This is a genomic window from Spongiibacter thalassae, from assembly GCF_012272835.1.
Taxonomy (GTDB): domain Bacteria; phylum Pseudomonadota; class Gammaproteobacteria; order Pseudomonadales; family Spongiibacteraceae; genus Spongiibacter; species Spongiibacter thalassae.
Window position 1 is genome coordinate 417,904 of record NZ_JAAWWK010000005.1, and the last position, 24,351, is coordinate 442,254.

Annotated in this window: 24 protein-coding genes and 1 other RNA gene; 17 read left to right on the forward strand and 8 right to left on the reverse strand. The window is 58.6% G+C overall.

Annotated elements, in window-relative coordinates; translation table 11 throughout:
• The first annotated feature begins 50 nt into the window (after positions 1–50).
• Positions 51–1,463 carry an FAD-binding oxidoreductase gene (locus tag HCU74_RS15160; protein ID WP_168451260.1) on the forward strand — a complete coding sequence of 471 codons (1,413 nt, stop codon included), beginning with the start codon at positions 51–53 and terminating at the stop codon, positions 1,461–1,463.
• Positions 1,464–1,473: 10 nt separating this feature from the next.
• Entirely contained in the window at positions 1,474–2,136 is a 663-nt protein-coding gene (locus HCU74_RS15165) for a fumarylacetoacetate hydrolase family protein (protein WP_168451261.1), read from the forward strand.
• Between the two features lie 18 nt (positions 2,137–2,154).
• On the opposite strand, the gene rpiA is transcribed toward HCU74_RS15165, so the two are convergent.
• Positions 2,155–2,826, reverse strand: coding sequence for a ribose-5-phosphate isomerase RpiA (gene rpiA, locus HCU74_RS15170; protein WP_168451262.1), 672 nt, complete (start codon positions 2,824–2,826; stop codon positions 2,155–2,157).
• 285 nt (positions 2,827–3,111) lie between these two features.
• Between rpiA and HCU74_RS15175 the strand changes: the two genes are divergently transcribed.
• From HCU74_RS15175 to HCU74_RS19865, 3 genes are read left to right on the forward strand one after another with little or no spacing between them, the layout of a single operon-like run.
• A complete protein-coding gene (locus HCU74_RS15175; RefSeq protein ID WP_168451263.1) occupies positions 3,112–4,914 on the forward strand; it encodes an ATP-binding protein in 1,803 nt (600 codons plus the stop codon).
• A gap of 13 nt (positions 4,915–4,927) precedes the next feature.
• Positions 4,928–5,872 (forward strand): response regulator, encoded by a 945-nt coding sequence (locus tag HCU74_RS15180; RefSeq protein WP_168451264.1) that lies wholly within the window; start codon positions 4,928–4,930, stop codon positions 5,870–5,872.
• Between the two features lie 25 nt (positions 5,873–5,897).
• Positions 5,898–6,704, forward strand: coding sequence for an energy transducer TonB (locus HCU74_RS19865; protein WP_210425307.1), 807 nt, complete (start codon positions 5,898–5,900; stop codon positions 6,702–6,704).
• A 91-nt stretch (positions 6,705–6,795) separates the two neighbouring features.
• Here HCU74_RS19865 and HCU74_RS15190 read toward each other — a convergent pair whose 3' ends face one another.
• On the reverse strand, positions 6,796–7,323 hold the full coding sequence (locus HCU74_RS15190) for a DUF1993 domain-containing protein (protein WP_168451265.1): 528 nt from the start codon (positions 7,321–7,323) through the stop codon (positions 6,796–6,798).
• A gap of 186 nt (positions 7,324–7,509) precedes the next feature.
• Between HCU74_RS15190 and ilvA the strand changes: the two genes are divergently transcribed.
• The gene (ilvA, locus tag HCU74_RS15195) at positions 7,510–9,027 is read left to right on the forward strand and encodes a threonine ammonia-lyase, biosynthetic (protein ID WP_168451266.1); all 1,518 of its coding nucleotides are present in this window, start codon (positions 7,510–7,512) and stop codon (positions 9,025–9,027) included.
• A 16-nt stretch (positions 9,028–9,043) separates the two neighbouring features.
• Here the strand turns inward: ilvA and HCU74_RS15200 are convergent, their stop codons facing one another.
• From HCU74_RS15200 to HCU74_RS15215, 4 genes are all read right to left on the reverse strand, one after another.
• Positions 9,044–9,649, reverse strand: a complete 606-nt coding sequence (locus tag HCU74_RS15200) for a 5-formyltetrahydrofolate cyclo-ligase (RefSeq protein ID WP_168451267.1) — start codon at positions 9,647–9,649, stop codon at positions 9,044–9,046.
• Positions 9,650–9,687: 38 nt separating this feature from the next.
• A non-coding RNA gene (gene ssrS / locus HCU74_RS15205) (6S RNA) lies at positions 9,688–9,867 on the reverse strand.
• Between the two features lie 71 nt (positions 9,868–9,938).
• On the reverse strand, positions 9,939–10,286 hold the full coding sequence (locus tag HCU74_RS15210; protein ID WP_168451268.1) for a cell division protein ZapA: 348 nt from the start codon (positions 10,284–10,286) through the stop codon (positions 9,939–9,941).
• A complete protein-coding gene (locus HCU74_RS15215) occupies positions 10,283–10,492 on the reverse strand; it encodes a TIGR02449 family protein (protein WP_168451269.1) in 210 nt (69 codons plus the stop codon). The genes HCU74_RS15210 and HCU74_RS15215 overlap by 4 nt, the downstream gene beginning before the upstream one ends.
• Positions 10,493–10,643: 151 nt before the next feature.
• Here HCU74_RS15215 and HCU74_RS15220 point away from each other — a divergent pair, with 151 nt between their 5' ends.
• The 7 genes from HCU74_RS15220 (at position 10,644) to gcvH (ending at position 18,328) form a co-directional block, all read left to right on the forward strand.
• Complete coding sequence (locus HCU74_RS15220) at positions 10,644–11,222, forward strand: UPF0149 family protein (RefSeq protein ID WP_168451270.1); 579 nt, start codon at positions 10,644–10,646, stop codon at positions 11,220–11,222.
• 81 nt (positions 11,223–11,303) lie between these two features.
• The gene (gene pepP, locus HCU74_RS15225; RefSeq protein ID WP_210425308.1) at positions 11,304–12,635 is read left to right on the forward strand and encodes a Xaa-Pro aminopeptidase; all 1,332 of its coding nucleotides are present in this window, start codon (positions 11,304–11,306) and stop codon (positions 12,633–12,635) included.
• Positions 12,622–13,881: a 2-octaprenyl-6-methoxyphenyl hydroxylase gene (ubiH, locus tag HCU74_RS15230; protein WP_168451272.1), complete on the forward strand. Its 1,260-nt coding sequence runs from the start codon at positions 12,622–12,624 to the stop codon at positions 13,879–13,881. The genes pepP and ubiH overlap by 14 nt, the downstream gene beginning before the upstream one ends.
• On the forward strand, positions 13,874–15,103 hold the full coding sequence (locus HCU74_RS15235; protein ID WP_168451273.1) for a UbiH/UbiF/VisC/COQ6 family ubiquinone biosynthesis hydroxylase: 1,230 nt from the start codon (positions 13,874–13,876) through the stop codon (positions 15,101–15,103). Before ubiH ends, HCU74_RS15235 begins: the two co-directional genes overlap by 8 nt.
• 96 nt (positions 15,104–15,199) lie before the next feature.
• Positions 15,200–16,225, forward strand: a complete 1,026-nt coding sequence (locus HCU74_RS15240; RefSeq protein ID WP_210425309.1) for an extracellular solute-binding protein — start codon at positions 15,200–15,202, stop codon at positions 16,223–16,225.
• A gap of 6 nt (positions 16,226–16,231) precedes the next feature.
• The gene (locus HCU74_RS15245; protein ID WP_168451315.1) at positions 16,232–17,869 is read left to right on the forward strand and encodes an ABC transporter permease; all 1,638 of its coding nucleotides are present in this window, start codon (positions 16,232–16,234) and stop codon (positions 17,867–17,869) included.
• A 69-nt stretch (positions 17,870–17,938) separates the two neighbouring features.
• Positions 17,939–18,328 (forward strand): glycine cleavage system protein GcvH, encoded by a 390-nt coding sequence (gcvH, locus tag HCU74_RS15250; protein WP_168451274.1) that lies wholly within the window; start codon positions 17,939–17,941, stop codon positions 18,326–18,328.
• Positions 18,329–18,335: 7 nt separating this feature from the next.
• Here gcvH and HCU74_RS15255 read toward each other — a convergent pair whose 3' ends face one another.
• Entirely contained in the window at positions 18,336–18,989 is a 654-nt protein-coding gene (locus HCU74_RS15255; RefSeq protein WP_168451275.1) for a histidinol-phosphatase, read from the reverse strand.
• A 135-nt stretch (positions 18,990–19,124) separates the two neighbouring features.
• On the opposite strand from HCU74_RS15255, the gene rppH reads away from it, so the two are divergent.
• Positions 19,125–19,631: an RNA pyrophosphohydrolase gene (rppH, locus tag HCU74_RS15260; protein ID WP_168451276.1), complete on the forward strand. Its 507-nt coding sequence runs from the start codon at positions 19,125–19,127 to the stop codon at positions 19,629–19,631.
• Positions 19,631–21,901, forward strand: a complete 2,271-nt coding sequence (gene ptsP, locus HCU74_RS15265) for a phosphoenolpyruvate--protein phosphotransferase (protein WP_168451277.1) — start codon at positions 19,631–19,633, stop codon at positions 21,899–21,901. The genes rppH and ptsP overlap by 1 nt, the downstream gene beginning before the upstream one ends.
• Here the strand turns inward: ptsP and HCU74_RS15270 are convergent.
• Positions 21,890–22,633 (reverse strand): NRDE family protein, encoded by a 744-nt coding sequence (locus HCU74_RS15270; protein ID WP_168451278.1) that lies wholly within the window; start codon positions 22,631–22,633, stop codon positions 21,890–21,892. The two genes, ptsP and HCU74_RS15270, sit on opposite strands and share 12 nt — an antisense overlap.
• 125 nt (positions 22,634–22,758) lie before the next feature.
• Between HCU74_RS15270 and HCU74_RS15275 the strand changes: the two genes are divergently transcribed.
• Positions 22,759–23,553 (forward strand): sulfite exporter TauE/SafE family protein, encoded by a 795-nt coding sequence (locus HCU74_RS15275; protein WP_168451279.1) that lies wholly within the window; start codon positions 22,759–22,761, stop codon positions 23,551–23,553.
• Between the two features lie 2 nt (positions 23,554–23,555).
• Positions 23,556–24,347: a prolipoprotein diacylglyceryl transferase gene (gene lgt / locus HCU74_RS15280; protein WP_168451280.1), complete on the forward strand. Its 792-nt coding sequence runs from the start codon at positions 23,556–23,558 to the stop codon at positions 24,345–24,347.
• Positions 24,348–24,351 lie beyond the last annotated feature (4 nt).

Sequence of the window (24,351 nt, forward strand, 5' to 3'; positions counted from 1 at the left end):
ATGGTATCATAAAACGCTTTTCCCGTAGTCAATTTCCGAGGCAAATCGCCATGTCATCTGCTCCATCCTCCCCTTCGTCGGCCCCTGTCATTGCTGAGCTCGAGGCCATTGTCGGCGCCGACAAGGTGCGCTGCGACGAGGACACTCTGTTCAGCCATGGCCGCGACTGGACAAAGGCCTGGGAACCGGCCCCCCTGGCGGTGGTTTTTCCCCGCAGTGCCGAGGAGGTTCAGGCCATCGTCAAGCTGGCAAAACGGGAGTCCCTGGCGATTGTGCCCTCGGGCGGGCGCACCGGGCTTAGCGGCGGTGCGGTGGCGGCGCAGGGCGAACTGGTGGTGTCATTTGACTATATGAACAAAATCAGTGACTTCGACCCCATCGATAGGACCGTTCAGTGTCAGGCGGGAGTGATCACCGAGCAATTGCAGCACTACGCCGAAGAGCAGGGCCTGTACTATCCGGTGGACTTTGCCTCGGCGGGTTCGTCCCAGATCGGCGGTAATATTTCCACTAATGCCGGGGGGATTAAAGTGCTGCGCTGGGGAATGACCCGCGACTGGGTGGCAGGCCTCAAAGTGGTTACCGGCAATGGCGACCTGCTGGAGCTGAACCGGGGGCTGCTAAAAAACAATGCGGGCTACGACCTGCGGCAGCTGTTTATCGGTGCCGAGGGAACGTTGGGCTTGATCGTCGAAGCGACCATGCAGCTTACCCGACCGCCGAAAAATCTGACGGCCTTTGTGCTCGGGGTGGAAAACTTCGATGGCATTATGAATCTGTTCAACCGCTTTCAGGCGGAGATGGACCTGACCGCCTTTGAATTTTTCTCTGAACAGGCCCTGCAAAAGGTCGTGGCCCACAGCGGTCTGCCGCGACCCTTTGAGTCCGCGTGCCCCTATTACGCGCTGCTGGAATTTGAAAAACTGAACGACGAGGTCGAAGAACAGGCGATGGCGTTGTTTGAGTCCTGTGTGGAAGAGGGTTGGGTACTCGACGGAGTAATGAGCCAGAGCCTGGAGCAGCTGAACAATCTGTGGCGTCTGCGCGAGGATATTTCCGAGACCATCTCCCAGTGGACGCCCTACAAAAATGATATTTCCACGGTGATCTCAAAGGTGCCGGGCTTCCTGCAGGATGTCGAGGAGCTGGTCACCGCGGAGTACCCCAGCTTTGAAATTATCTGGTTTGGCCATATCGGCGACGGCAATCTTCATCTGAATATTCTCAAACCCGACGACCTGGACAAGGCGGAGTTCTTTGCCCAGTGCAGCAAGGTCAGCGTTGCGGTATTCGACATCGTCAAGCGATATGGCGGAAGTGTGTCGGCAGAGCACGGAGTGGGGCTGCTGAAAAAGGACTACCTGACCTATTCCCGCAGTGCCGAAGAAGTGGCGTTGATGCGCCAGGTCAAGCAGGTGTTTGACCCTGCGGGTATTATGAACCCGGGTAAAATTTTTGATTGAGGGGAACGCCATGAGCTATCAGCACCGGTTTAGTGATGGCAGCGCCTGCGCACTTCCGGCGGGGAAGGTTGTGTGTGTGGGTCGCAATTACGCTGCCCACGCCAAGGAGTTGAACAATCCGGTTCCCGATCAGCCGCTGCTGTTTCTGAAGCCGAGCACGGCGTTGGTGGATATGACGGCGCCCCTGCGACTGCCCCGGCAGCGCGGCGCCTGTCACCACGAGCTGGAGGTGGCTCTGTTGATCGGTCAGCCCCTGTGTGACGCCTCGCCCAAGGAATGTATGACAGCGGTGCTTGGCTATGGTCTGGCGCTGGACTTGACCCTGCGGGAGCTGCAGGACGAATTAAAGAAAAAAGGCCAGCCCTGGGAACGCGCCAAGGCCTTTGATGGGGCCTGCCCGCTATCGGCGTTCGTGCCCGCGCAACAGGTTGGTGACTGGCGCGAACTGCGTTTGACACTACAGCGCAACGGCGCCCGGCAGCAGGACGGTGCGTGCAGTGATATGTTGTTCCCGGTGGATGAGTTGCTGGCGGAAATCAGCCGGAGCTTTACCCTTCTGCCGGGGGATGTGGTGTTGACGGGTACCCCGGCAGGGGTGGGGCCGCTGCTCAGCGGAGATCAGTTGCGCTGTGAGTTGGGCGGCCTGTTAACCGTGTCGACATCAGTATTGTAAGCCGATGGGTGTAAGCGCTTAGGCTGTTAGCCGCTTGACGCCATCGGGGGTGCCAAGTAACAGCAAGTCCGCAGGGCGAAGGGCGAACAGGCCATTGGTGACTACACCCGTGATGGCGTTAATACGTTCTTCGGTCTTGCAGGGCGTTGCAATCATAAAATCGTAAACATCGAGAATGATATTGCCGTTGTCGGTGACGACACCTTCGCGATAGACCGGGTTTCCTCCCAGTTTGACCAATTCCCGGGCAACATAGCTGCGCGCCATGGGAATCACTTCCACCGGCAGGGGGAAGGCTCCGAGCTGATCGACCAGTTTGCTCTCGTCGGCGATACAGATAAAGCGAGCGCTGGCAGCGGCGACAATTTTTTCCCGTGTCAGTGCCGCGCCGCCGCCCTTGATTAGTTCGAGGCGGTGGTTGCTTTCGTCGGCGCCATCGACATAGACCGCGATATCGCCGGTGCTGTTCAGGTCCAGCACCTCGATGCCATGGTTGCGCAAGCGCTGGGCTGAGGCCTCTGAACTGGCGACGGTGCCTTTGATTTCGTTGCGATAGGGCGCGAGCAGATCAATAAATTGATTGGCGGTCGATCCGGTGCCAATACCGATGATCTCGCCATCGAGAATAGCCGACTTCACTTCTTCAATCGCGGCGGCGGCGACCGCCTTTTTCAGCTGATCTTGATCCATAGTGTGATGCATCCGTCAAATTGAACGGCGAATTATAGGTTTCAGCACCGCTAAATGCGAGTGCTAGAGCACACTTGAAAAGGATCGTGCTAGACATTTTGAAATGGGGCTTTTATCCTCGGGCCTCGCCAAAATCAAAAAGTGTAATAATACGGCGCTTTCACTGACAGAAAATCAAAACGCGAGACAGCGTTAAACAATAACGCAGTGGAATGCATGGCAGCGAGCGGGACAGTTCGCGCTTCACGTAAATCGTGACTAGGCCCATGGGGGTAGGAGATGGATATGAGCCGAATAACTATAAAAGAGAAGTCGGATCAAAGGGAAAGCAGTCAGCAGTCAGTTAACCAGCAAAGTGGATTCCGCGTGCAGCGCATATTTGCGCCGCTGGCCATTGTGCTCGCCTTTTCGGTGCTGGGTTATTTGCTGTGGGTGACGCTGAGAAACCCTTTGGAAACCGGTATACACGTCGTTCGTCTTGAAATACTGGATGCCGCGAAGGAGGCCGAAACCCGCTTGAACCGCGCAATTGTGCGCGCGCCCCTAGCTCTTGATGATGAGTCGCGGGAGCTGCAGGCGGCGCGAGAACGCTATCAAACGGTGTCGCAGTCCCTGAGCTACACCCAGACCGGCCTGGCTGGTCTGTCGCCACTGATCGATCGGGCCCTTGCCGACTACCGCTCAGGTACAGGTAAAAAACTGGAGTTGGTAGAAGAGCACCGCGAAAAGCTGCGCCGCTTCCGTCTGCTGTTTTCTGCGATGCGCGTAGGCGGGGTGTCCCTGCTGAGCGCACCGCCTATCGAAGCAGCCCCCGGCCTGCGCGAAGATATCAAGCGGCTGATGTTTGAGGCCACGCAGTACAGCATTATTTCGTCGGCAGAGAATGGCGCGGTAATCGACCAGCTCAGCGCAAGGGTGGCGATGAAGGCAAGCTCCCTGACAGACAACAATGCCCTGGCGGCGCTGTCGCAGCTGCTGGATACCATCGACGGTTTGCGATTTACCCGGGATGAGCTCAACGCCCAGCAAGACGCCATTGCCGAATTGGCGGTGTCGGGGCAGTTGGCCCAATTGCGCGATCGCTATGAAAGCCATTTCAGCACATTGCAGCAGGAGGCCGACCTCAACCGTCAAACCCTGGCGGCCTACGCGGCGGCGCTGCTGCTGGCCTTTGGTCTTATTGCCTGGCGCCTGCGCGGCAGCTTTGATGAGCTGGATCAGCTGAACACCGAGCTGCAGGATGCCAACGTTAATCTGGAAGGCCTGGTGGCCGAGCGCACCAAGGATCTGAGCGCGGCACTGGAAGATATTCGCATGCAGCAGGCCCAGCTGATCCAGTCGGAAAAAATGGCCTCCCTCGGTCAGATGGTTGCCGGGGTTGCCCACGAGATCAATACTCCGCTGGGCTATGCCAACAGCAATGTGCAGATTGTGCGCGAGCTGATAAACGGCATTGAAGAAAGCGTTGATGAAGAGTCCAAGTCCGAGTTTGACATGCTCCTGGGAGATGCCCAGTACGGCCTGGAGCAAATCTCTGAACTGGTCATGGGGCTGAAGAACTTCAGTCGGGTCGATCGTTCGTCCACCGAATTGTTTGCGCTGAATGAGGGCATTGATACCTCGCTGAAAATTTGCCAGAACCAGATCAAGGATCTGGAAATTGTCAAAGAGTATGGCGATCTACCGGACATTACCTGCGCGCCGTCCCAGCTCAATCAGGTCTTCCTTAATCTGATAAACAATGCCTCACAGGCAATGAATGGCCAGGGCAAGCTGACCATTCGTACCCGCCAAAAAGACGAAGAGGTGGAGATCAGCATTGCCGATAACGGCTGCGGTATGGATGAAGAAACGGTGGCTCATATCTTTGAGCCGTTTTTCACCACCAAGGCGGTGGGCGAGGGCACCGGGCTGGGGCTCTCTATTGTGTTCAGAATTATCGAAGACCACGGCGGCCGCATTAATGTGTTGTCGGCGCCGGGGCAGGGTACCGAGTTCCTGATTAACTTACCGATTCGGGCACCGGAAAAAAATTCATCTGAAGCGGTGACTGAAGACAGCATCGTTTTCAGTGACAGCGCGGTATGAGAGGGCGATATTCATGACAGAAGCAATGGAAAGTAAAGCGCGTATTCTCTTTATTGACGACGAGCCCAGAATTCTCGTCGCGCTCAAAGCCTTGTTCCGCAGCAGCTACGAAGTGTTTACCGCCAATTCCGGGGCGGCGGCGCTGGACGTATTGCGCGATAACGACGTCGATGTCATCGTCTCCGATCAGCGTATGCCGAATATGACCGGCGTTGAGGTATTGCGCAGTGCCAGGGAAATGCGCCCTCGGGCGATTCGCGTGCTGTTGACCGGCTACTCGGATCTGAGTGCGATACTGGGGGCGATAAACGACGGTGAAATCTTCCGTTTTATCAACAAGCCATGGTCCAACAACGAGCTGCGCGAAACCATTGCTGCTGCAGTGCGAGCCTCTGCGGTAGAGCAGGTTCCCGAAATTGAAGCCGAGGAGACCCCTGAGGCGGTGGTGGCTGAACCTGTCGCTATTCGCAACGAAACCGGCATTCTGGTGCTCGACGAAGACAGCACCACCCGTGAAGTGTTGCAGCGAGTCTTGCACCGGGATCGCCCGGTATTCACTGCCCACAACCTCGACGAAGGTCTGGAAATTCTCGAACAGCAGAACATCGGGGTCATTATCACCGAGTTGGCGGTTGGTGGCGAAAGTGTCACCAATCTGCTGGCGGCACTGCGCCAGCACCATCCCAGTTTGGTCGCCATCGTACTGACCTCCCGAGCCGATGCGGGACACGGCATCGAGCTGATTAACCGCGGGCAAATTTATCGTTTTCTGAGTAAGCCGGTGAGTGAAGGGATGCTCCGTGGCAGTGTGAACCTCGCGGTGCGCCGCTACGATATTCTGCAAAAAAATCCCGAGCAGGCATTGCGTCTGGCGGCGGAAAGCAAACCTGCCGAGCAGGAAAGCGATCGCCGTGGCGTGTTCAAGCGTATCGGTCGCCTGTTTGGCTTGACCGCCTGAGTCGACGGGTGAGGAGAAAACAATAATGAATAGCATTATGACGGCGAACACCGGCGCCGAGCCGGTTCACAAAAAGGCCACCGTTCAGTCGGCCGAAACCTTTATTGCAGTCGTCCTTTTCGCGGTATGTGCGACCGCGGGGGTCGCCGCGTGGTTGATTAACTATTTGCAGGGTGATGAGGCGCGGTCTGTCGATAGTATCGACACCGTACAGGTCTACGCCAGTCTCGCTGATGGCGAGTTGGCCAGTGAAGAAGACGCGGTGCTTGAAGAGTGGCGTCAACGCCTTGAAACGTCTTTCAGTCAACGTGAGCAGGCGCTGCAACAGCAGGAGCAGAATGCAATGCTGGCCGAGCAGGCAGCGGCACTGGCCGCGGCGCAGGCGGCCGCAGAGGAGGCCAAACTGGCAGCGGAGCAGGCGGAGCAGCGGGCACGCAGTGCTGAAATCGCTCGCCGCAGTGCGATGGAGGCTCGTCGTGAGCGGGCCGAGGCGAAGGTTGCGCCGGCACCGCCGCGGGAAGAAAAAGTGGCCAAGGTCAGCGCGAACGCCGTGCGCGTTCCCGCGAGTGTAGACTGGAGCACTTGCGACAAACCCCGTTACCCGAGAGCGGCAGTGCGCTTGAAACAGGAAGGTACGGTCACCCTGGCGTTTTCGTTGAGTGCCAGTGGCGAAGTGCTGGACGGGCGAGTTCAGGAAAGCAGCGGCACCAGCAGATTGGATAACGCGGCGCTTGAGGCCATTGTGAAATGTCAGTTCACCCCGGAAACCCTCGACGGGCGGGCCCAGCCGAGTACCGCCCTGGTGCGTTTCGGTTGGCGTCTTAACGGCTGATTTGTAAAGGCGTCCAGCTCCCCGGTGAGAGCTGGCGAGAAAGATAGAACCCGCTCGGCGAAGGCCGCGCGGGTTTTTCTATTCTGGCGCTCTAGCCCATTGAGCCGCCAAAATTACCGAGGAAGTCGCCCTTGCCGAGCGCGAGACCGTTATGGCGTAGCAGGTTGTAGGCGGTCGTCACATGGAAGTAGAAATTGGGTAGCACAAAGCCTTGCAAGTAGGTTTTGCCGTCGGGGAAGCTGAGTGAAAAATTAGGCGCTGGATTGAAGCTGAGGGCGCGCTCGGCGCTTCCTGCAAAGCGGGCTTCGTCGATACCGGCGAGCAGTCCCAGGGTGGTGTCGATGCGTTTTACCAATTCTTCAATAGTGGATTCGGTGTCGTCAATGCTGGGCAAATTGGCTTCGGTGAGACGGCTCACACCGTTTTTCGCCATGTCGCAGGCAATTTGCACCTGTTTGCTCAGTGGGAACATGTCTGGGAACAGGCGGCTATTGAGCAGCACCGTCTCGTCGATATTTTTTTCCCTGGCATAGTCGGCCGCCTTTAACAGAATACTTCTCAGGCTGTTAAGGCCAGTGGTCAGCGGTTTGATACTGGCTTGGTACATTGAAAAACTCATCGTGGTGTCCTTATTCATTGTTGTCGGGAGTTATTATTGCCGAGGCCTAGTGGAACAGTAAGCGCGCTCCGCAGCCAGCGATTTCTCGCTGTGCCACCGTCAGCAGCTGCGCTTTGGGCGGCGACGCGGTAGACTTGCGGGCTTGCACTTTTTTTCGCTGCCTCGCTATCGGAGCTGTTAAGTCATATGCCGCAAAGCTATATCAAAAAAATACTCGATGCCCGCGTTTACGATGTTGCCATTGTCACGCCGGTAGATGAAGCGCGACTGCTGTCCAAACGCCTCAATAACAATATTCTGCTGAAGCGGGAAGACCTGCAGCCGGTATTTTCGTTCAAGCTGCGCGGTGCTTACAACAAGATGATGCACCTGACCGAAGAAGAGCGGGCCAAGGGCGTAGTGGCGGCCTCTGCCGGTAACCACGCCCAGGGGCTGGCGCTGTCGGCGCTGAAGCTGGGAGTGAAAGCGACTATCGTTATGCCCAAGACGACGCCGCAGATCAAGGTTGACGCGGTGCGTTCCAGGGGCGGTAAGGTGGTGCTGCACGGCGACACCTACGACGAGGCCTCCGGCTACGCCAAAAAACTGGTCGAAGAAAAGGGGATGGTTTACGTCCACCCCTACGACGACCCCGAGGTCATTGCAGGTCAAGGCACCGTGGGTATGGAGATTCTACGCCAGGTGACGGGGCCGTTGGATGCGGTGTTTGTACCGGTGGGCGGGGGTGGCCTGGCGGCGGGTGTCGCGGCCTATATCAAATATGTACGCCCTGAGGTGAAGGTGATTGCGGTCGAGCCGGAGGATGCCGCCTGCTTGAAGGTGGCAATGGAAAAGCAGCGCCGGGTGACCCTGAAGGAAGTGGGCTTGTTTGCCGACGGTGTGGCGGTTGCGCAAATTGGCAAAGAGACATTCAGAGTGCTGCGCAAAACCATCGACGGGGTGATGACCGCCAATACCGATGAAATCTGCGCGGCGATCAAGGATATTTTCGACGATACCCGCTCCATTGCCGAGCCGGCAGGCGCGTTGGCGCTGGCGGGGCTGAAAAAATATATCGAAGAAAATGGTTGTGAGGGGCAGACCCTGCTGGCCATCGACAGTGGCGCCAATACCAATTTTGACCGCCTGCGCTATATTTCCGAGCGCACCGAAATCGGCGAGCAGCGCGAGGCAATCCTCAGTGTGACGATCCCGGAGCGGCCAGGCAGCTTCAAAAAATTCTGTGCGGCATTGGGCAAGCGCAATATCACTGAATTCAATTATCGCTTCGGCAGTGCCCGGGAAGCGCAGATTTTTGTCGGCGTGTCGGTGGCCAGTGGTGGCGACGGGCGCAGTGAGCTGGTCGAAGCCCTGCAGGCGCTGGATTATCCTGTGGTGGATATGACCGACAACGAGATGGCTAAACTGCATATTCGCCATATGGTCGGCGGTCACCGTCCTGAGGCGGTGATCAGTGAGCTGCTATACCGTTTTGAATTCCCCGAGCGGCCCGGTGCGTTGATGAACTTTCTGACCAAGCTGGGCAATCGCTGGAATATTTCACTGTTCCACTACCGCAATCACGGAGCGGCCTATGGTCGTGTGTTGGTGGGTTTGCAGGCGGCTCCCGAGGAGCGCAAGGACATTGAAGTGTTTCTCGACAAGCTGGCCTACCCCTACCACGAAGAGAGCGATAACCCCGCTTACCAACTGTTTCTTAGCTAGGCCTTGGGGGCTGTATTTAACCGGCGCAGGCGATCCATTCGCGGTCGGTGACGATGGCATCAAGGGGGACGTCCCAGCGAGCTGTTGGCAGGTGGTCAGTCTGCTGAAAGCTGTACCCCCAGCCTACCAGCAAGGGTTTGTTACTGCGCTGGTCGCGTTGTCGCCGCCGGGCGAAGCATCGGTCGTAATAGCCTCCACCCATGCCCAGCCGATTGCCCTGCCGGTCGAAGGCAACCAGCGGCACGATCACCATATCCAGTGAATCCGCTCGGCGACGGCGCAGGGGGTTGGGTTCGCCAATGCCGTAACGGTTGCGGCGCAGAGTGTGGCCGAGCCGGTAGTGTACAAAGGTCATGTGTTTTTGCTTCGGCGACACCACCGGCACATAGCAGTGTTTGTGCCGTTGCTGGCAGTGGCGGATCAATGGCAGAGTCGGTAGCTCGCCCTGGCTAGGCAGGTATACCGCGACATGTCTGGCCCGTCGGAACTCGGGGCGTTTTAGCAGTTGGCGCAGGGCGGCCATACTGGCTTGTTGTTGGTGCCGGGGGCTGAGCTCGCGCCGCCGTTGGCGCAGCTGCTGACGCAGGGACTGGCGAGTGCAAAGGTCGCTGTGAGATGGCATACCGAGCCTGTTCGGGTCGATGTTGGCGATGGCAAGGATAAGGCCCCGGGGTACCGCTGGCCGCTTGGCCCTTGAACCCAGCGGTTCAAGGTGGAACGCCCCGCGGGATTTTCAGGCTTTCCGTCGCGCGGACATGCACACAAATCCCGACTGGATTGTTCCGGGTATAAAAGCATCGGCTCAGGGGTCTGACGGCCTGGCAAATACCTCAGGGTTGGGCGAAGTATAACTTTTGTGTGAAGCAGTTAACAGGGTCGTGGGGCTAAGGACTTACCCCGATAGGCTTTATTTAGCCCATGTCGAGTTGCCGTACAGTATTCAGCGTATCGTCAATTTTGCCGCCAATGCGCTTGGCCGCGGCGGCCTCGGCTTCACTGGTCACGCCGCCAAGACTGGCCTGACGGAGTTCATAGCTGATGTTCAATGCCGCCATAACGGCAATGCGCTCCAGGCCAATGATTTTCCCCGAGGCGCGAATGCTGCGCATTTGCTGGTCGAGGTATTTGGCGGCTTGCATCAGGCCAACCTGCTCTTCGCTGGGGCAGGCGACTTGATATTCCTTGTCGAGGATTTTGACGGTAACCGTCTCTTTAGTCACGGTGGTATCTCCGGGCGGCGGATTGGGTGGGAGGCTCATGCTTCTTTCTCCAGCGCCCGCAGACGCTGGATCATTGCCTCAACTTTGCTGCGGGCCGTGTCCGTTTTCTCAATCAATTGCTCGCGCTCGGTCTTCCATTGGCGGGCCTCGGATTTCAGCGAACGATTTTCGCGGTCCAGCTGCTTGCAGAGTTCGATCAGCTCATCCACTTTTCGTTCCAGAATCTGTAGTTGTCGCTCATCCATTGTTGTTGGTGTCCGTGCCCGTTGTGGAGGTTTCAATAGTAGAGCGGCCACTATTCACGGGTCAATGACCGAGGGCGGCGTATTCGATTTTAGGCGGCAAGGGCGCTACCATGCGCACCTGTTTGAATGTCACGTTATTGGGATTGCCGGAATGGCCGATATAGTAGATCACGACGATTTAGCCAATGTATTTTTGGGAATGGGCGCCCTGCAGTCTCCGGCGGAACTGCATGGCTATGCGGTGGGCTTTATCGCCGTGGGCGGTCGCACAGAACGCAGCGGCTGGTTAAAGCACTGCTGCGACCTGCTGGATATTGAAAACCCGGACCCGGAACAAAGCGATGAGCTGTTCCGAGTGTACACCGCAGCCAAAACCGCGTTGGCGTCGGATGACCTCGCCCTGCAATTACTGCTGCCGGGGGATGAGTTGGATCTTGATCAACGCATTGCCAGTCTCGGTCAGTGGGTACAGGGCTTTCTAACCGGCTTCGCGATGGCCGGTAAACAGCTGCAGAAGGACGGCGGCAGTCTGGAGGCACTGAGTAGCGACAGCCGCGAGGCGCTCAGTGACCTTGCGGCGATTGCCCAGATTTCCGCAGACGAGGCGGGGGCTGAGGGGGCCGAGCAGGACTTCTTTGAAATATGTGAATACGTGCGCGTGGTGGCGATGACGGTAAATACCGAATGTAACCGGCCCCAGGGGCCTACAGCGGGCGAGCGTTTGCATTAATTGGTTTGTGTGTGCCTGTGATAAGCTCAGCCGTGGTGCCCTGCGCCTTTTTCGTCCCGCTGCGACCAATCAGAGAAAATGATGAGTATCACTAAACAGGAATTTGCCCGTCGTCGTAAGAATCTCATGGAATTACTGGAGCCGGGTAGCATTGCGATTATCCCCTCCGCCAGAATGCTGACCCGCAGCCGTGACTCCGAGTACCCCTTTCGCCAGGACAGCGACTTTTATTACCTGACCGGCTTTGATGAGCCAGACGCGGTGTTGGCACTGCTGCCGGGGCGAGAGGCCGGAGAGGTGGTGCTGTTTTGTCGCGACCGTGATCCGGCAATGGAGCTGTGGACCGGGTATCGCGCCGGCCCGGAGGGGGCGGTGGCGCGCTACGGCGCCGACGATGCGTTTCCGATTACCGATATAGATGACATTCTGCCGGGGCTGATTGAGGGTCGGCAGCGGGTGTATTACGCCATGGGCCGCCATGCGGAGTTCGATCAGCAGGTAATGACCTGGGTGAATGTAATCCGCTCCAAGGTGCGCAGCGGTGCCGAGCCGCCGGGTGAATTTCTCGACCTCGACCACCTGCTGCACGACATGCGCCTGTTCAAAAGTGCGGCGGAGTTGCGGGTCATGCGGCGGGCGGGGGAGATTTCTGCCCGCGCCCATGAGCGCGCGATGAAGTTCTGTCGCCCGGGGGTGTATGAGTATCAACTGGAGGCTGAAATTCTCCACGAATTTGCCATGGCAGGTGCGCGTTTCCCCGCCTACAGCAGCATCGTGGGTGCCGGGGTAAACGGCTGTATTCTTCACTATGTGGAAAACAGCAGTCAGATTCGCGACGGCGATCTGGTATTGATTGATGCGGGCTGCGAGCTGGATTTTTACGCCGCTGATATTACCCGCACCTTTCCCGCCAATGGCCGCTTCAGTCCGGAGCAGCGGGCCTTGTATGAAGTGGTGCTGGCTTCGCAAAAGGCGGCGTTTGAGGTGATTCGCGCGGGTAACCACTGGAATCAGGCCCATGAAGAAACCGTTCGGGTTATCACTGAAGGGCTGTGTGAGCTGGGCTTACTCAAAGGCGACGTGAGTGAGCTGATTGCCAATGAGGCCTATCGACCCTTTTATATGCACCGAGCGGGACATTGGTTGGGGATGGATGTTCACGACGTGGGCGATTACAAGGTGGGCGGCACCTGGCGCTTGCTGGAGCCGGGCATGGTAATGACCGTTGAGCCGGGTATTTATGTCGCGCCGGACAATTTGGATGTTGAGGAGCGCTGGCGTGGAATCGGTATTCGCATCGAGGATGATGTAGTGGTGACCCGGGAGGGTTGCGACATTCTCACCGCCGACGTTCCCAAGGAAGTTGATGATATCGAGGCGCTGATGGCGGAGGCCCAGCGTGGCGACGGCTGACTACGATGTCGTGATCGCCGGTGGCGGCATGGTCGGCGCCAGCCTCGCCCTGTGCCTGCATCAACACAGCGGCGGCGCGTTGCGGGTGGCGGTGGTGGAAAGCTTTCCCCTGCCGCCGTTGTCGGTGGAGCAGCCGGAATACCGCCCCAGCTTCGATGCCCGTTCCACCGCGCTGTCCTACGGCAGTGCCGAAATTTATCGCCAGCTGGGTCTGTGGCCGCAGCTGGCCGAAAAGCTGGCCACCATTGAGGCGATTCAGGTGTCTGACCGGGGGCACTTTGGCAGCGTGCTGATGGAAAAGGCTGATCTGGGGTGGCCGGCGCTGGGGTATGTGGTTGAAAACGCCTGGCTGGGTAACAGCCTGTTGCGCTATTTACGACTGAATACCGCGGTCGAGTTTATTACTCCGGCAAGGGTTGAAGCGGTTGAATTAACGGCGTCGCGGGCGACCCTGACCCTGAATTGCGGGGAGGTGGCTGAATCCCGTAGCGCCAGCCTGCTGGTTGTTGCCGACGGTGCGGAGTCGGGGCTGTGTGAGCGATTGGGTATTCATCGCCATGTCGATGACTATGGCCAGACCGCGATTATTGCCAATATCGGCACCGAAAAGCCCCACGGTGGCACCGCGTACGAGCGCTTTACCGCCGACGGCCCACTGGCCATGCTTCCGCTGACCCCGGATGTGAGCGGAATGTCCCGGTCGGCCCTGGTGTGGACCTTTGCGGAGGATCGCGCGGATGAGGCCATGGCCTGGTCGGAGGAGGAGTTTTTGCGCCGTTTGCAGGAGGCCTTCGGTTACCGCCTTGGTCATCTGCGCAAGCTGGGGCAGCGCGCGTGTTTTCCACTGACACTGAGCTGTGCCGACGAGCAGATACGCCGCCGTCTGGTGGTGATGGGCAATGCGGCCCACGCCCTGCACCCGGTTGCCGGGCAGGGGTTTAATCTTGCCCTGCGCGACGCCGACAGCCTCGCGAAAATTCTCGCCAAAGCCCGTCAGTCGGGTAAGGATATCGGCGATTTAGCCGTGCTGAAATCCTATCTGAATGCCCAGCAGGGCGATCAGCGCTTGACCACACTTTTTTCTGACCGCGTGACCAAAATCTTCAGCAACCGTCAGCCGCTGCTGAGTCTGGCGCGCAACCTGGGATTACTGGTGCTGGATGTCAGTGCGCCATTGAAGTCCCGCTTTACCGCCCGCGCCGCGGGTATTGTAAATGGCCGAGGAGGAGATGCCGCCAATGGCTGAGCGCGCCCTGGAGTCCTTTGACCTGATAGTTGTCGGTGCGGGTATGGCCGGTGCCGCAGTGGCGTTGGCCATGGCGGAGGAAAATCTTAAAGTCGCCCTTATTGACGGACAAAAAATGCCCGAGGGTTGGCCGCCGGTGCTGGACGATTCGGTGCTGGACTACGATGCCAGGGTGAGTGCACTCACCGCGGCATCGCGACAGTTCCTCGATGAGCTCGGGGTGTGGCAGGGGATTGTTGAGCGCCGCGCCTGCGCCTACCGGGATATGGAGGTGTGGGATGCAGAGGGCACCGGGCGTATTCACTTTTCTGCCGCCGAGGTGAATCAGTCCGCGCTGGGGCATATTGTGGAAAACCGCTTGGTAAACGCGGGCCTGCTGGAGGCGCTGCGCGCTAGCCGCGTGCAATGTGTGCTGGGCGCGCCGGTGAAGAGTTATCGTCGGGAGGCGGGGCGCGGTGTGCTGGAGTTGGAGGACGGTCGCCGTCTGGGCAGTCCTCTGGTGGTGGCCGCCGATGGTGCGAATTCCCGGTTGCGGGAGGCCGGTGGCTTTCAGACTCGGGAATGGAATTACCATCACCATGCCATCGTCTGCACGGTGGAGACCGAAAGCCCCCACCAGGACCGCGCCTGGCAACGGTTTTTACCGGAGGGGCCGCTGGCCTTTCTGCCGCTGGCGGATGCGGCGGGTAGTGGACGCTACTGCTCGATTGTGTGGTCGGCATTGCCCGATGTGGCCACTCAGTTAATGGGATTGGATGACGACGCCTTTGCGCAGTCGTTGACCCGACACTTCGAGGGACGCTTGGGTGAGGTGCTGGCCTGTAGCAAGCGCTTTTCCTTTCCGCTGCGCCAGCGCCACGCGGTGGATTATGTCAAAGACGGTATTGTGCTCGTCGGCGATGCGGCCCACACCATTCACCCCCTGGCGGGGCAGGGTATCAATCTTGGGTTTGCCGATGCCCAGGCGCTGGCCGACGAACTCAAGCGGGCACTGCGCCGTGGCTTGATGCTCAGTGACAATGTGGCTCTGGCGCGCTATCAGCGCCGCCGCAAGGGTGACAATCTGGCGATGATGGCGGCTATGGAAGGCTTTCAGCATTTGTTTGAAAGCCCCGCGATGCCATTGCGACTGGCGCGTAATCTTGGCATGAGCTTGCTTGATCGCGCAGTGCCCCTCAAGCGGCAGATCATTGCCCGGGCGATGGGTTTGCCTGTGCTCTGACCTGTTCCGGCAAAACAAAAGCCTTCTGCGTCTTGAGTTAAGTAATGATAATAATTATCATTGCCGATTAACATTTTCCCTTTGGATTGTTCTACTATGAAGCTCCGCTCATTGATGTGTTTATTTGTGCTGTTGTCCGTGGTTGGCTGCGGTCGAAACGAGGCACCGCAGTCCCCCGAGCTGGTGGTTTACAGCTCTCGCATAGAGCAGTTAATCAAACCGATTTTTGATCAGTTCACCGAAGAAACCGGTGTGCGCATCCGCTATGTCACCGATTCGGCAGGGCCTTTGCTGGCGCGGTTGAATGCTGAGGGCGCCAACTCGCCAGCCGACCTGTTGATTACTGTTGATGTGGGCAATTTGTGGCAGGCCACCGAAATGAACCTGCTGGCGCCGATCGACTCGGCGGTGCTGGCAGAAAACGTGCCCGCGTCGCTGCGTGATGACCAGGGGCGCTGGTTTGGGATGTCTGTTCGTGCACGCACCATTGTTTATGCCCGTGACCGGGTAAAGCCTGAGGAGTTGAGCACTTACGAGGCGCTGGCCGATGAAAAATGGTCGGGCCGATTGTGTTTGCGCACGTCGAAAAAAGTCTACAACCAGTCGTTGGTGGCGACCATGATGAGTGCCAATGGCGAAGCGGAAACCGAAAGCATTGTGGCGGGCTGGGTGAAAAACCTCGCCGTCGCCCCCTTCTCCAGTGACGACAAGGTTATTGAAGCCATCGCGGCTGGTCAGTGTGATGTCGGTCTGGTGAACAGTTATTACCTGGCGCGACAACAGGCTGCCAACCCGGATCTGGGTGTCGAGCTGTTCTGGGCCAATCAGCAGGGTGAAGGAGCTCAGGGTCGTGGTGTACACGTGAATATCTGCGGTGTCGGGGTGACCCAGGCCAGCGATAAAAAGGCCCTGGCGCAGCAGTTGTTGGAGTGGCTGTCTGGCCCCGAAGCGCAGCTGGCCATTGCCAATCTTAATCAGGAATTCCCGGTGAATCCGGCGAGTGAGCCGACACCGCTGATTAAGGAATGGGGAGCCTTCAAGGCTGACAACGTCCCCGTGGTTGAGGCCGGGCGCTTGCAGGCGGATGCTATCCGCTTGATGGACAGGGCTGGATATCGCTAGGTGACAATGTCCTCTCCGGTGGCCCTGCCCGTTGTGGGCCGGGCCTATGGCCGTATTGTGCTCCGCGTGCTGGGGCTGGTTCTGGTGGCGGCAGTGCTGGCGCCAGTGCTGGTGGTGCTGCTGAGCTGGTGGTCGCCGGAGGGGGATATCTGGCAGCATCTGCTGGCCACCCAGTTGCCCGGCTTGCTGCGCAATACGGTGGTCTTGCTGATCGGCGTGGGTGTGCTGGTGTCGCTGCTGGGGGTTAGCCTGGCGTGGTGCACGGTAATGTGCGAATTTCCCGGTCGTAAGCAGTTTGACTGGTTACTGATGCTGCCCTTGGCGGTGCCTGCCTACGTGATGGCCTTCGTGGTGCTCGGAGTGTTTGATTTCGGTGGCCCATTACAGGCACTGGGGCGCAGTGTTTTTGGCCCCCGCTGGGGGGTGGATGTGCGCGGCGATCTCAGTGTGATCGTGATTTTCGCGCTGGTGCTATACCCCTATGTGTATATGCTCGCGCGCAGCGCCTTTCTCTCGCAGAGCAGCGAAACCCTGGAAGTGGCGCGGGTGCTGGGTTGCAATGCGCGGCAGGCATTTTTTCGCGTTGCCCTGCCAATGGCGCGGCCTGCTATCGTTGCCGGAGTCAGTCTGGCGTTAATGGAGACGCTGGCAGACTTTGGTACGGTGGCAGTGTTTAATTACGACACCTTCACCACGGCTATCTATAAATCCTGGTTCGGGTTTTTCAATTTGCAGGCAGCGACACAACTGGCGTCGCTGTTGCTGCTGTTTGTGGCGCTAACCTTGTTTGCCGAGCGCCGTTCCCGGGGCGCGCGCCGCTATACTCAGGGCGCGCGGCCACAGCATCATCGCCGCTATGTGTTATCGCCCACCGGGCGCTGGCTGATTTTTGCGTATTGCGGCGCGGTGCTGTCGCTGGCGTTTTTCCTGCCGATGCTGCAGTTGCTGCTGTGGGTATTGGCCTCTGGCGGCGAGCAATTCAATGCTCGGTTTGCCGATTTAATCGGGCACTCGGTGTCGCTGGCGGCGATGGCGGCCCTGCTTACCGTGGTGCTGGCACTGGTGTTGGCCTTTAATCGTCGCTTCAGTTCCGCCCGCCGCCGCGATGTGTTTTCACTGGCCCAGCTGGGTTACGCCCTGCCGGGTTCGGTGCTGGCGGTGGGAATTATGGTGTCGTTTACCTGGCTGGATAACCGTCTGTTTTTACCCTTGCAGCAGTGGTTGGGTATCGATCCCCGGCCGGTGTTGCTGGGCTCGGTGCTGACCCTGTTGGCGGCCTATTGGATACGCTTTCTGGCGGTGGCCAGTGGCCCCCTCGACAGTACCTTGGAGCGTATTCGGCCCAGTTTGCCGGAGGCGGCGAGAACCCTTGGTGCCGATGGCTGGCGGGTATTGCGGGAGATCTACCTGCCCCTGCTGCGCCCGGGCCTGTTGACTGCCTTCGTGCTGGTGTTTGTCGATGTCATGAAGGAAATGCCGGCGACACTGCTGCTGCGGCCCTTTGGCTGGGACACCCTGTCTGTGCGGATATTTGAACTTACCGCGGAAGGTCAGTGGCAGTTGGCGGCGCTGCCCGCCCTGAGTCTGGTTCTGGTCGGGTTTTTGCCGGTGCTGCTCAGTATTCGTGCCAGTGTTCGGCGTTGAATGTTTTGTATTTGTGCGTGGCGGCGGTAAAATGCGCCCAGTTAACCCTTTCTTACCAGGAGCCGCTCCATGAGCAACACCCCCAGTGAATTGAAGTATGCCAGCAGCCACGAATGGGCACGTCTTGAAGAAGATGGCACTGTGACCGTGGGCATCAGCTATCACGCGCAGGATTCATTGGGCGACGTGGTCTTTGTCGAGTTGCCCGAGGTGGGCGCCGAATACTCCGCTGGCGATGAGGCCGCGGTGGTTGAGTCGGTCAAGGCTGCCTCGGATATCTACGCGCCGGTATCGGGTGAAATTGTTGCCGTCAACGAGGCGCTGGATGAAAGCCCCGAGACGGTGAATGAATACCCCTACAGCGATGGCTGGTTTTTCCGTATCAAGCCCAGCGATGTGAGCGAGCTGGACAATCTGCTCAGCGCCGAGGATTACGACGCCGAGTGCGAGGCGGGCTGAATCGCCGCTAGCGCAAGCTGATAATCGGCCAGCCCTGCTGTGCGGCATAGTCGCGCAGGGTTTGGTCCGGGTCTACTGCCACGGGATGATCGACCTGTTTGAGTAATGGCAGGTCGTTGTGAGAGTCGCTGTAGAAATAGCTGCCCGCCAGGTCTTTGCCATTTTCCCGTAGCCAGCGGTTCAGGCGCACAACCTTGCCTTCCTGAAAGCAGGGTATGTCTTCGCTTTGACCGGTGTACGCGCCGTCGATAATCTCCGCTTCACTGGCCAGCAAAATGTCGATACCCAGTGCTTTGGCGATGGGGCCCGTGACAAAGCGGTTGGTAGCGGTAATAATCATCAGGGTGTGTCCCTGTTGGCGGTGCTTGTCGATGAGCGCCGTTGCCTTGGGAAGCTGCATAGCTGCAATATAATTTTCCATAAAATCGCGGTGCAGCGGTGCGAGCTCGGCGGGACTCTGTCCGGCGATGGGTGCCAGCGCAAAGCGCAGATAAGCGTCGATATCCAATCCGCCCTGCTGGTACTGTACGTAAAACTCGTCGTTCCGACGCTGGTGTTCCTCGCTGTCGACCAGTTGGCGAGCAACCAGAAACTCTCCCCAAGCGTGGTCACTGTCACCTGCGAGCAGGGTGTTGTCGAGGTCGAAAATAGCAAGAGGCATGGGAGCCCTCCAATAAACAGGCGCGTTAGCATAACTTTTGCTAGGCGTATTTGCATCCGCCGCATTCAATTCCCAGTTTGGGATATTTGTGGAACAATAGATCGTATTAGAAAAAACATATAGAAAGGTGAGCATGTGATTGATTCGGATGGATTTCGTCCCAATGTTGGCATTGTTATCGCCAATGAGCACGGCCAAGTGCTGTGGGCGCGCCGGGTCGGTCAGAGTGCCTGGCAGTTCCCCCAAGGCGGCATTAACGATGGTGAGACGGCGGAGCAGGCCCTGTTTCGTGAATTATACGAGGAGGTTGGGCTGCGCGAGCACGAGGTGGAGGTGCTGGCCTGTACCCGAGGGTGGCTGCGCTACCGCCTGCCCAAGCGGCTGATTCGTCACGACAACAAACCGCTGTGCATAGGTCAGAAGCAAAAGTGGTTTCTGCTGCGGATGGTCGGCGATGAAAACAATATTCGCTTTAATTGCGGCGCCAAGGCTGAGTTTGACCACTGGCAGTGGGTGAGTTACTGGTATCCACTTGGCCAGGTGGTGGCGTTCAAGCGTGAGGTCTACCGTCGCGCGATGAAGGAATTGGCCTCGCGTCATGTGCGCCTGGTGCGTGAATGCCAGCAGGAGGGCGTGACTTAATGCTGTCGGCACTGAGGGGTATTGTTCAGGCGGTCAACGCGGCCGGCGACCTGCAGACGGCGCTTGAAATCATCGTCGAGCGGGTGGCCAGTGTGATGGGTACCGAGGTGTGCACGGTCTACCTGCGCGACCCGGAAAGCGGGCGGTTGATCTTTATGGCCAACCAGGGCTTGAACCCGGAGCTGATTGGCAAGATCAGCCTTGGCCCCGACGAGGGTCTGGTGGGGCAGGTGGCGCGCCGGGAAGAACCCCTGAATCTCGATCACGCCGAAAAACATCCTAACTTCCTCTACCTGCCGGGTATTGGTGAAGAGCAGTACCATTCTTTCCTGGGCGCACCCATTATCCATCAGCGGGAAGTGCTGGGAGTGCTGGTTGTTCAGCAGAAAGACAGCCGCCGCTTCGACGAGGAAGAGGAGGCGTTTCTGGTAACGATGTCGGCGCAGCTGGCGGGGGTTATCGCCCATGCCCGTGCGACCGGATCGATTAACGCCCCCCAGGGGGCCGTGGCGGCGTCCGCCCTGTTCAAGGGCATTGCCGGTGCGCCGGGGGTGGCAATCGGGCGCGCGGTGGTAATCGTGCCTCCCGCTGAGCTGAGTTCGGTGCCCAAGCGGCAAAGTGAAGACGTTGTTGCTGAGCAGGATGCCTTCGAGCGGGCGCTGAATTCGGTGCGGGAAGATATTCGCCAGCTGAGTGACAAGCTGGTAGACCAGTTGTCGCCGGAGGAGTTGGCGCTGTTCGACGTGTATCTGCGCATCCTTGATGACGGTGTCTGGCTGTCGGAGGTGACGGATAAAATTGCCGAGGGTGAGTGGGCTCAGGGCGCCCTGGCGCAAGTAGTAAGTAATCACATTCATGCCTTTGAAATGATGGACGATGCCTACTTCAAGGATAGGGCGACGGACATCAAGGATCTGGGGCGGCGGGTATTGAGCTACCTTCAGGCCGGTGATGAAGAACAGGAGCGGGAGTATCCGCCAGATACCATTCTGGTGGGCGAAGAGTTGACGGCGTCGATGCTCGGTGAAGTGCCCCGGGCGCATCTGGTTGGCATGGTGTCGGTGCGCGGCTCGAGTAACTCCCACGTGGCGATTCTTGCGCGGGGAATGGGTATCCCCACGGTCATGGGCGCGAGCGATTTACCCTACACCCAGATTGAACACGCCAATTTGATTGTCGATGGCTACAGTGGCTTTGTGCACTACAACCCCTCGGCGGAGGTGCACGAGCACTTTCGTGCGCTTTCCCAGGAAGATCTGGTGCTCTCCCAGGGGCTGGAAGCCCTGCGGGATCTGCCCTGCGAAACCCTGGATGGCCGCCATATGCCGCTGTGGGTGAACACTGGTTTGATGGCTGATGTGGCCCGGTCGCTGGATCGCGGCGCCGAGGGCGTGGGGCTTTACCGTACTGAAATCCCCTTTCTGCTGCGTGAGCGTTTTCCCAGTGAGGAGGAGCAGCGCATCATCTATCGCGAGCAGCTGTTGGCCTTTGCACCGCTGCCGGTGACCATGCGTACCCTGGATATCGGTGGCGACAAGGCGTTGCCCTATTTTCCCATCGATGAAGAGAATCCCTTTTTGGGGTGGCGGGGCATTCGGGTGACCCTCGATCATCCGGAGATATTCCTGGTGCAGGTCAGGGCGATGCTCAAGGCCAGCGAAGGTCTGGATAATCTGCGCATCATGTTGCCGATGATCAGCAATGTGCAGGAAGTCGATGAGGCGCTGGAGTTGGTGCGTCGGGCTTACGATGAATTGCTGGAAGACGGCTGGGATATCAGTCTGCCCCCTATCGGCGTGATGGTAGAGGTTCCTGCGGCGGTATACCAGGCGCGGCAATTGGCGCGGCGGGTGGATTTCCTCTCGGTAGGCTCCAACGACCTGACCCAGTATTTACTGGCGGTGGACCGCAATAATACGCGGGTAGCCGACCTCTATCACGCCTATCATCCGGCGGTGCTGGGAAGTCTGCGCAGTGTTGTGGAGGCGGCCCATCTCGAGGGCAAACCTGTCGGGATTTGCGGCGAGCTGGCGGGAGATCCCGCAGCGGTGCTGCTATTGATGGCGATGGGCTACGATATGCTGTCGATGAACGACAACAGCCTATTGCGGGTCAAGGCGGTGATTCGGGCATGTAAATTCGAAGACTTGCAGGACTTGCTCGCGGTGGTGATGGAGCTGGATACCGCCGATGAAATACGCGGCCTGCTGCGCAGTACCCTGGCCAAGGTGGGTATGGAGCGCCTGCTGCCGCCGCGATCAGGGGGGTGACGACGGCGGCAGGGCGAAGTGACGGGTGGTGACGACCTCGAACTGCGCACTGTATTCCCTTTCCCAAAAGTCGCCGCTACCATCCCGGTTCCAGAGAAGTACGCTGCTCGACCGCGTGCCATAGCTTGGCGCGTTGACAAAGCGGCAGGACAGGGCCCGCTCCAGCGGCTCCTTGCTGTCGAGAGCAGGTTCGCTATCTCTGAGCAGGTCGAATAAGCCCTCGTGATCGGCAGGGTCGGCGAGACTTTCCGAAAAATCCGCCGCACCCTTGCGCACCTTGGGGTTGCTGTTGCTGAGGCGTATATTGCCCAGCACATGAATGCCTTCGTCGAGCTGACGCCAGCCGGGTTCGGCATTGTTGCTGTACGCTAATTGTTTGAGGTCGCTCACTATCAGGTTAAAGGGGCGGTAATCTCCCTTGTTCTCCTCCAGATTTTCGACAAATTCCGCAGCCCCTATGTGGCTGTTTAAAAAGTCCTGAACGAGATTTCCGCGACTCAACTCGCCGACGTCGTCGGTGTCGCGGAGGTTGGTGACCGCCGCAAAGCGGCCGTTCAGACTGACGCCGAGCCAGCTGCCGCCGAACTCCCGATCCCTGCCCGCAAGGATATGGGGCTGATCTTTCCAGAAATGGGCCGCGTCGGTGGGGCGTTGTAAAAATTCGTCGCGGTTGGCGGCCACAATCAGTCGTCGCTCTGCGAGGGGTTGCCAGTGCAATAATATCAGGCACATGGGGTCGAGTCCTTGGTGTCAAGTGGCCATGATAGCAGCGTGAGCCTGTGCGCACATCGGGAAGTTATCGCCAAACTGCACGGTATTTCGGGCATAATAGGCGGTTTGCGGCCGGCTGGGCGTTCATGGCGATAATACTGATTTACTTGGGGGTCGGAGCGGCGGCGGGGTTTCTTGCTGGTCTGTTCGGCATTGGCGGCGGGCTGATAATTGTGCCCGCTCTGGTGTATTGTTTCGCCCTTCAGGGGGTGTCGGCGGCGGTAGCCGTGCAGCTTGCGGTGGGGACGTCGCTGGCCAGCATTGTTTTTACCTCGTTGAGTTCGGTGTGGGCCCATCACCGTCACGGCAATGTTGACTGGTCTGTCTGGCGTTTGCTGGCGCCGGGTATCGCTGTGGGGGTAACAGCGGGTGCGGTGGTCGCCGCGAATTTATCCGGCGAAAGCCTGAAATTGATAATCGGTGTTTTTGCGCTGGTGATAGCGGTGCAAATGGCGTTGGATATCAAGCCGAAGGCTGGCAGAGTATTGCCTGGGCGGGGGGCGCTGCTCGGCGGCGGTCTGGTGATCGGCAGCCTGTCGGCGCTGTTCGGAATTGGTGGCGGATCGCTGACGGTGCCGTATCTGACCTGGTGCAATGTGCGCATACAGCAGGCGGTGGCGACCTCCGCCGCCTGCGGCCTGCCGATAGCGGTGGTCGGCGCCCTGAGCTACGGCGTGACCGGTTGGTCGCGGTCCGAGCTGCCCGAGTGGAGCACCGGTTTTGTGTTTTGGCCCGCGTTGCTGGCTATTGCTGTGTGCAGCACCCCCGCGGCGCGCTTGGGAGCTAACCTGGCTCAACATCTGCCGGCGAAAATACTAAAGCAGTCCTTCGCCCTGTTTCTGTTTCTCGTCGGCGCCCAGTTTATTTTTGGAGCACTATAGCAATGCTGAGCCATCCCAATTTTGACCCTGTGGCGGTACAGCTGGGCCCTGTCGCGATCCATTGGTACGGACTGATGTATCTGCTCGGCTTTGCTGCGGCCTGGTATATCGGTCGAATGCGCTGTCGTCAGCCCTGGAGCCCGCTGCGGGCTGAACAGCTTGAGGATTTGATATTTTACGGCGCAATGGGGGTGATCCTCGGAGGGCGCTTCGGTTATGTGGTGTTCTATAACTTCCCTCAATTTGTGGAGGACCCGCTGTGGTTGTTTCGAGTCTGGGAGGGGGGCATGGCCTTCCACGGTGGTTTGTTGGGGGTGATTATTGCGGTGGCCCTTTACGCCCGCAAAATCAACCAGCCCGTGGCTGCAGTATGGGACTTTATTGCGCCGCTGGCTCCCATTGGCCTCGGCCTCGGGCGTTTGGGTAATTTTATCGGTCAGGAGTTGTGGGGGCGGCCCACCGACAGTGTGTTCGGCATGGTCTTTCCCAAAGACCCGAGCCAGCTGGCACGCCACCCGTCGCAGCTTTATCAGTTCGCGCTGGAAGGGGGGGTACTGTTTGCCATTATCTTTTTCTATACCCGCAAGCCGCGCCCGCAGCTGGCGCCGGGTGGTTTGTTCTTGCTGTGCTACGGGTGTTTTCGTTTTCTGGTGGAATTTGTCCGCGAACCGGACGGTCACATTGGCTTTGACGCCCTGGGTTGGGTGACCCGGGGGCAGTTGTTGTCGCTGCCGATGATTGTTGTGGGCGCGGGAGTGATGGTCTACGCCTATCGCCGCGCGGCGAAGGACTGAGGGG

What these genes read in the sequence shown, in the direction of transcription:
- HCU74_RS15160 (WP_168451260.1), top strand. Translation starts at nt 51, where the DNA reads ATGTCATCTGCTCCATCCTCCCCTTCGTCGGCCCCTGTCATTGCTGAG.
- HCU74_RS15165 (WP_168451261.1), top strand. Translation starts at nt 1,474, where the DNA reads ATGAGCTATCAGCACCGGTTTAGTGATGGCAGCGCCTGCGCACTTCCG.
- rpiA (WP_168451262.1), bottom strand. Translation starts at nt 2,826, where the DNA reads ATGGATCAAGATCAGCTGAAAAAGGCGGTCGCCGCCGCCGCGATTGAA.
- HCU74_RS15175 (WP_168451263.1), top strand. Translation starts at nt 3,112, where the DNA reads ATGAGCCGAATAACTATAAAAGAGAAGTCGGATCAAAGGGAAAGCAGT.
- HCU74_RS15180 (WP_168451264.1), top strand. Translation starts at nt 4,928, where the DNA reads ATGACAGAAGCAATGGAAAGTAAAGCGCGTATTCTCTTTATTGACGAC.
- HCU74_RS19865 (WP_210425307.1), top strand. Translation starts at nt 5,898, where the DNA reads ATGAATAGCATTATGACGGCGAACACCGGCGCCGAGCCGGTTCACAAA.
- HCU74_RS15190 (WP_168451265.1), bottom strand. Translation starts at nt 7,323, where the DNA reads ATGAGTTTTTCAATGTACCAAGCCAGTATCAAACCGCTGACCACTGGC.
- ilvA (WP_168451266.1), top strand. Translation starts at nt 7,510, where the DNA reads ATGCCGCAAAGCTATATCAAAAAAATACTCGATGCCCGCGTTTACGAT.
- HCU74_RS15200 (WP_168451267.1), bottom strand. Translation starts at nt 9,649, where the DNA reads ATGCCATCTCACAGCGACCTTTGCACTCGCCAGTCCCTGCGTCAGCAG.
- HCU74_RS15210 (WP_168451268.1), bottom strand. Translation starts at nt 10,286, where the DNA reads ATGAGCCTCCCACCCAATCCGCCGCCCGGAGATACCACCGTGACTAAA.
- HCU74_RS15215 (WP_168451269.1), bottom strand. Translation starts at nt 10,492, where the DNA reads ATGGATGAGCGACAACTACAGATTCTGGAACGAAAAGTGGATGAGCTG.
- HCU74_RS15220 (WP_168451270.1), top strand. Translation starts at nt 10,644, where the DNA reads ATGGCCGATATAGTAGATCACGACGATTTAGCCAATGTATTTTTGGGA.
- pepP (WP_210425308.1), top strand. Translation starts at nt 11,304, where the DNA reads ATGAGTATCACTAAACAGGAATTTGCCCGTCGTCGTAAGAATCTCATG.
- HCU74_RS15235 (WP_168451273.1), top strand. Translation starts at nt 13,874, where the DNA reads ATGGCTGAGCGCGCCCTGGAGTCCTTTGACCTGATAGTTGTCGGTGCG.
- HCU74_RS15240 (WP_210425309.1), top strand. Translation starts at nt 15,200, where the DNA reads ATGAAGCTCCGCTCATTGATGTGTTTATTTGTGCTGTTGTCCGTGGTT.
- HCU74_RS15245 (WP_168451315.1), top strand. Translation starts at nt 16,232, where the DNA reads ATGTCCTCTCCGGTGGCCCTGCCCGTTGTGGGCCGGGCCTATGGCCGT.
- gcvH (WP_168451274.1), top strand. Translation starts at nt 17,939, where the DNA reads ATGAGCAACACCCCCAGTGAATTGAAGTATGCCAGCAGCCACGAATGG.
- HCU74_RS15255 (WP_168451275.1), bottom strand. Translation starts at nt 18,989, where the DNA reads ATGCCTCTTGCTATTTTCGACCTCGACAACACCCTGCTCGCAGGTGAC.
- ptsP (WP_168451277.1), top strand. Translation starts at nt 19,631, where the DNA reads ATGCTGTCGGCACTGAGGGGTATTGTTCAGGCGGTCAACGCGGCCGGC.
- HCU74_RS15270 (WP_168451278.1), bottom strand. Translation starts at nt 22,633, where the DNA reads ATGTGCCTGATATTATTGCACTGGCAACCCCTCGCAGAGCGACGACTG.
- HCU74_RS15275 (WP_168451279.1), top strand. Translation starts at nt 22,759, where the DNA reads ATGGCGATAATACTGATTTACTTGGGGGTCGGAGCGGCGGCGGGGTTT.
- lgt (WP_168451280.1), top strand. Translation starts at nt 23,556, where the DNA reads ATGCTGAGCCATCCCAATTTTGACCCTGTGGCGGTACAGCTGGGCCCT.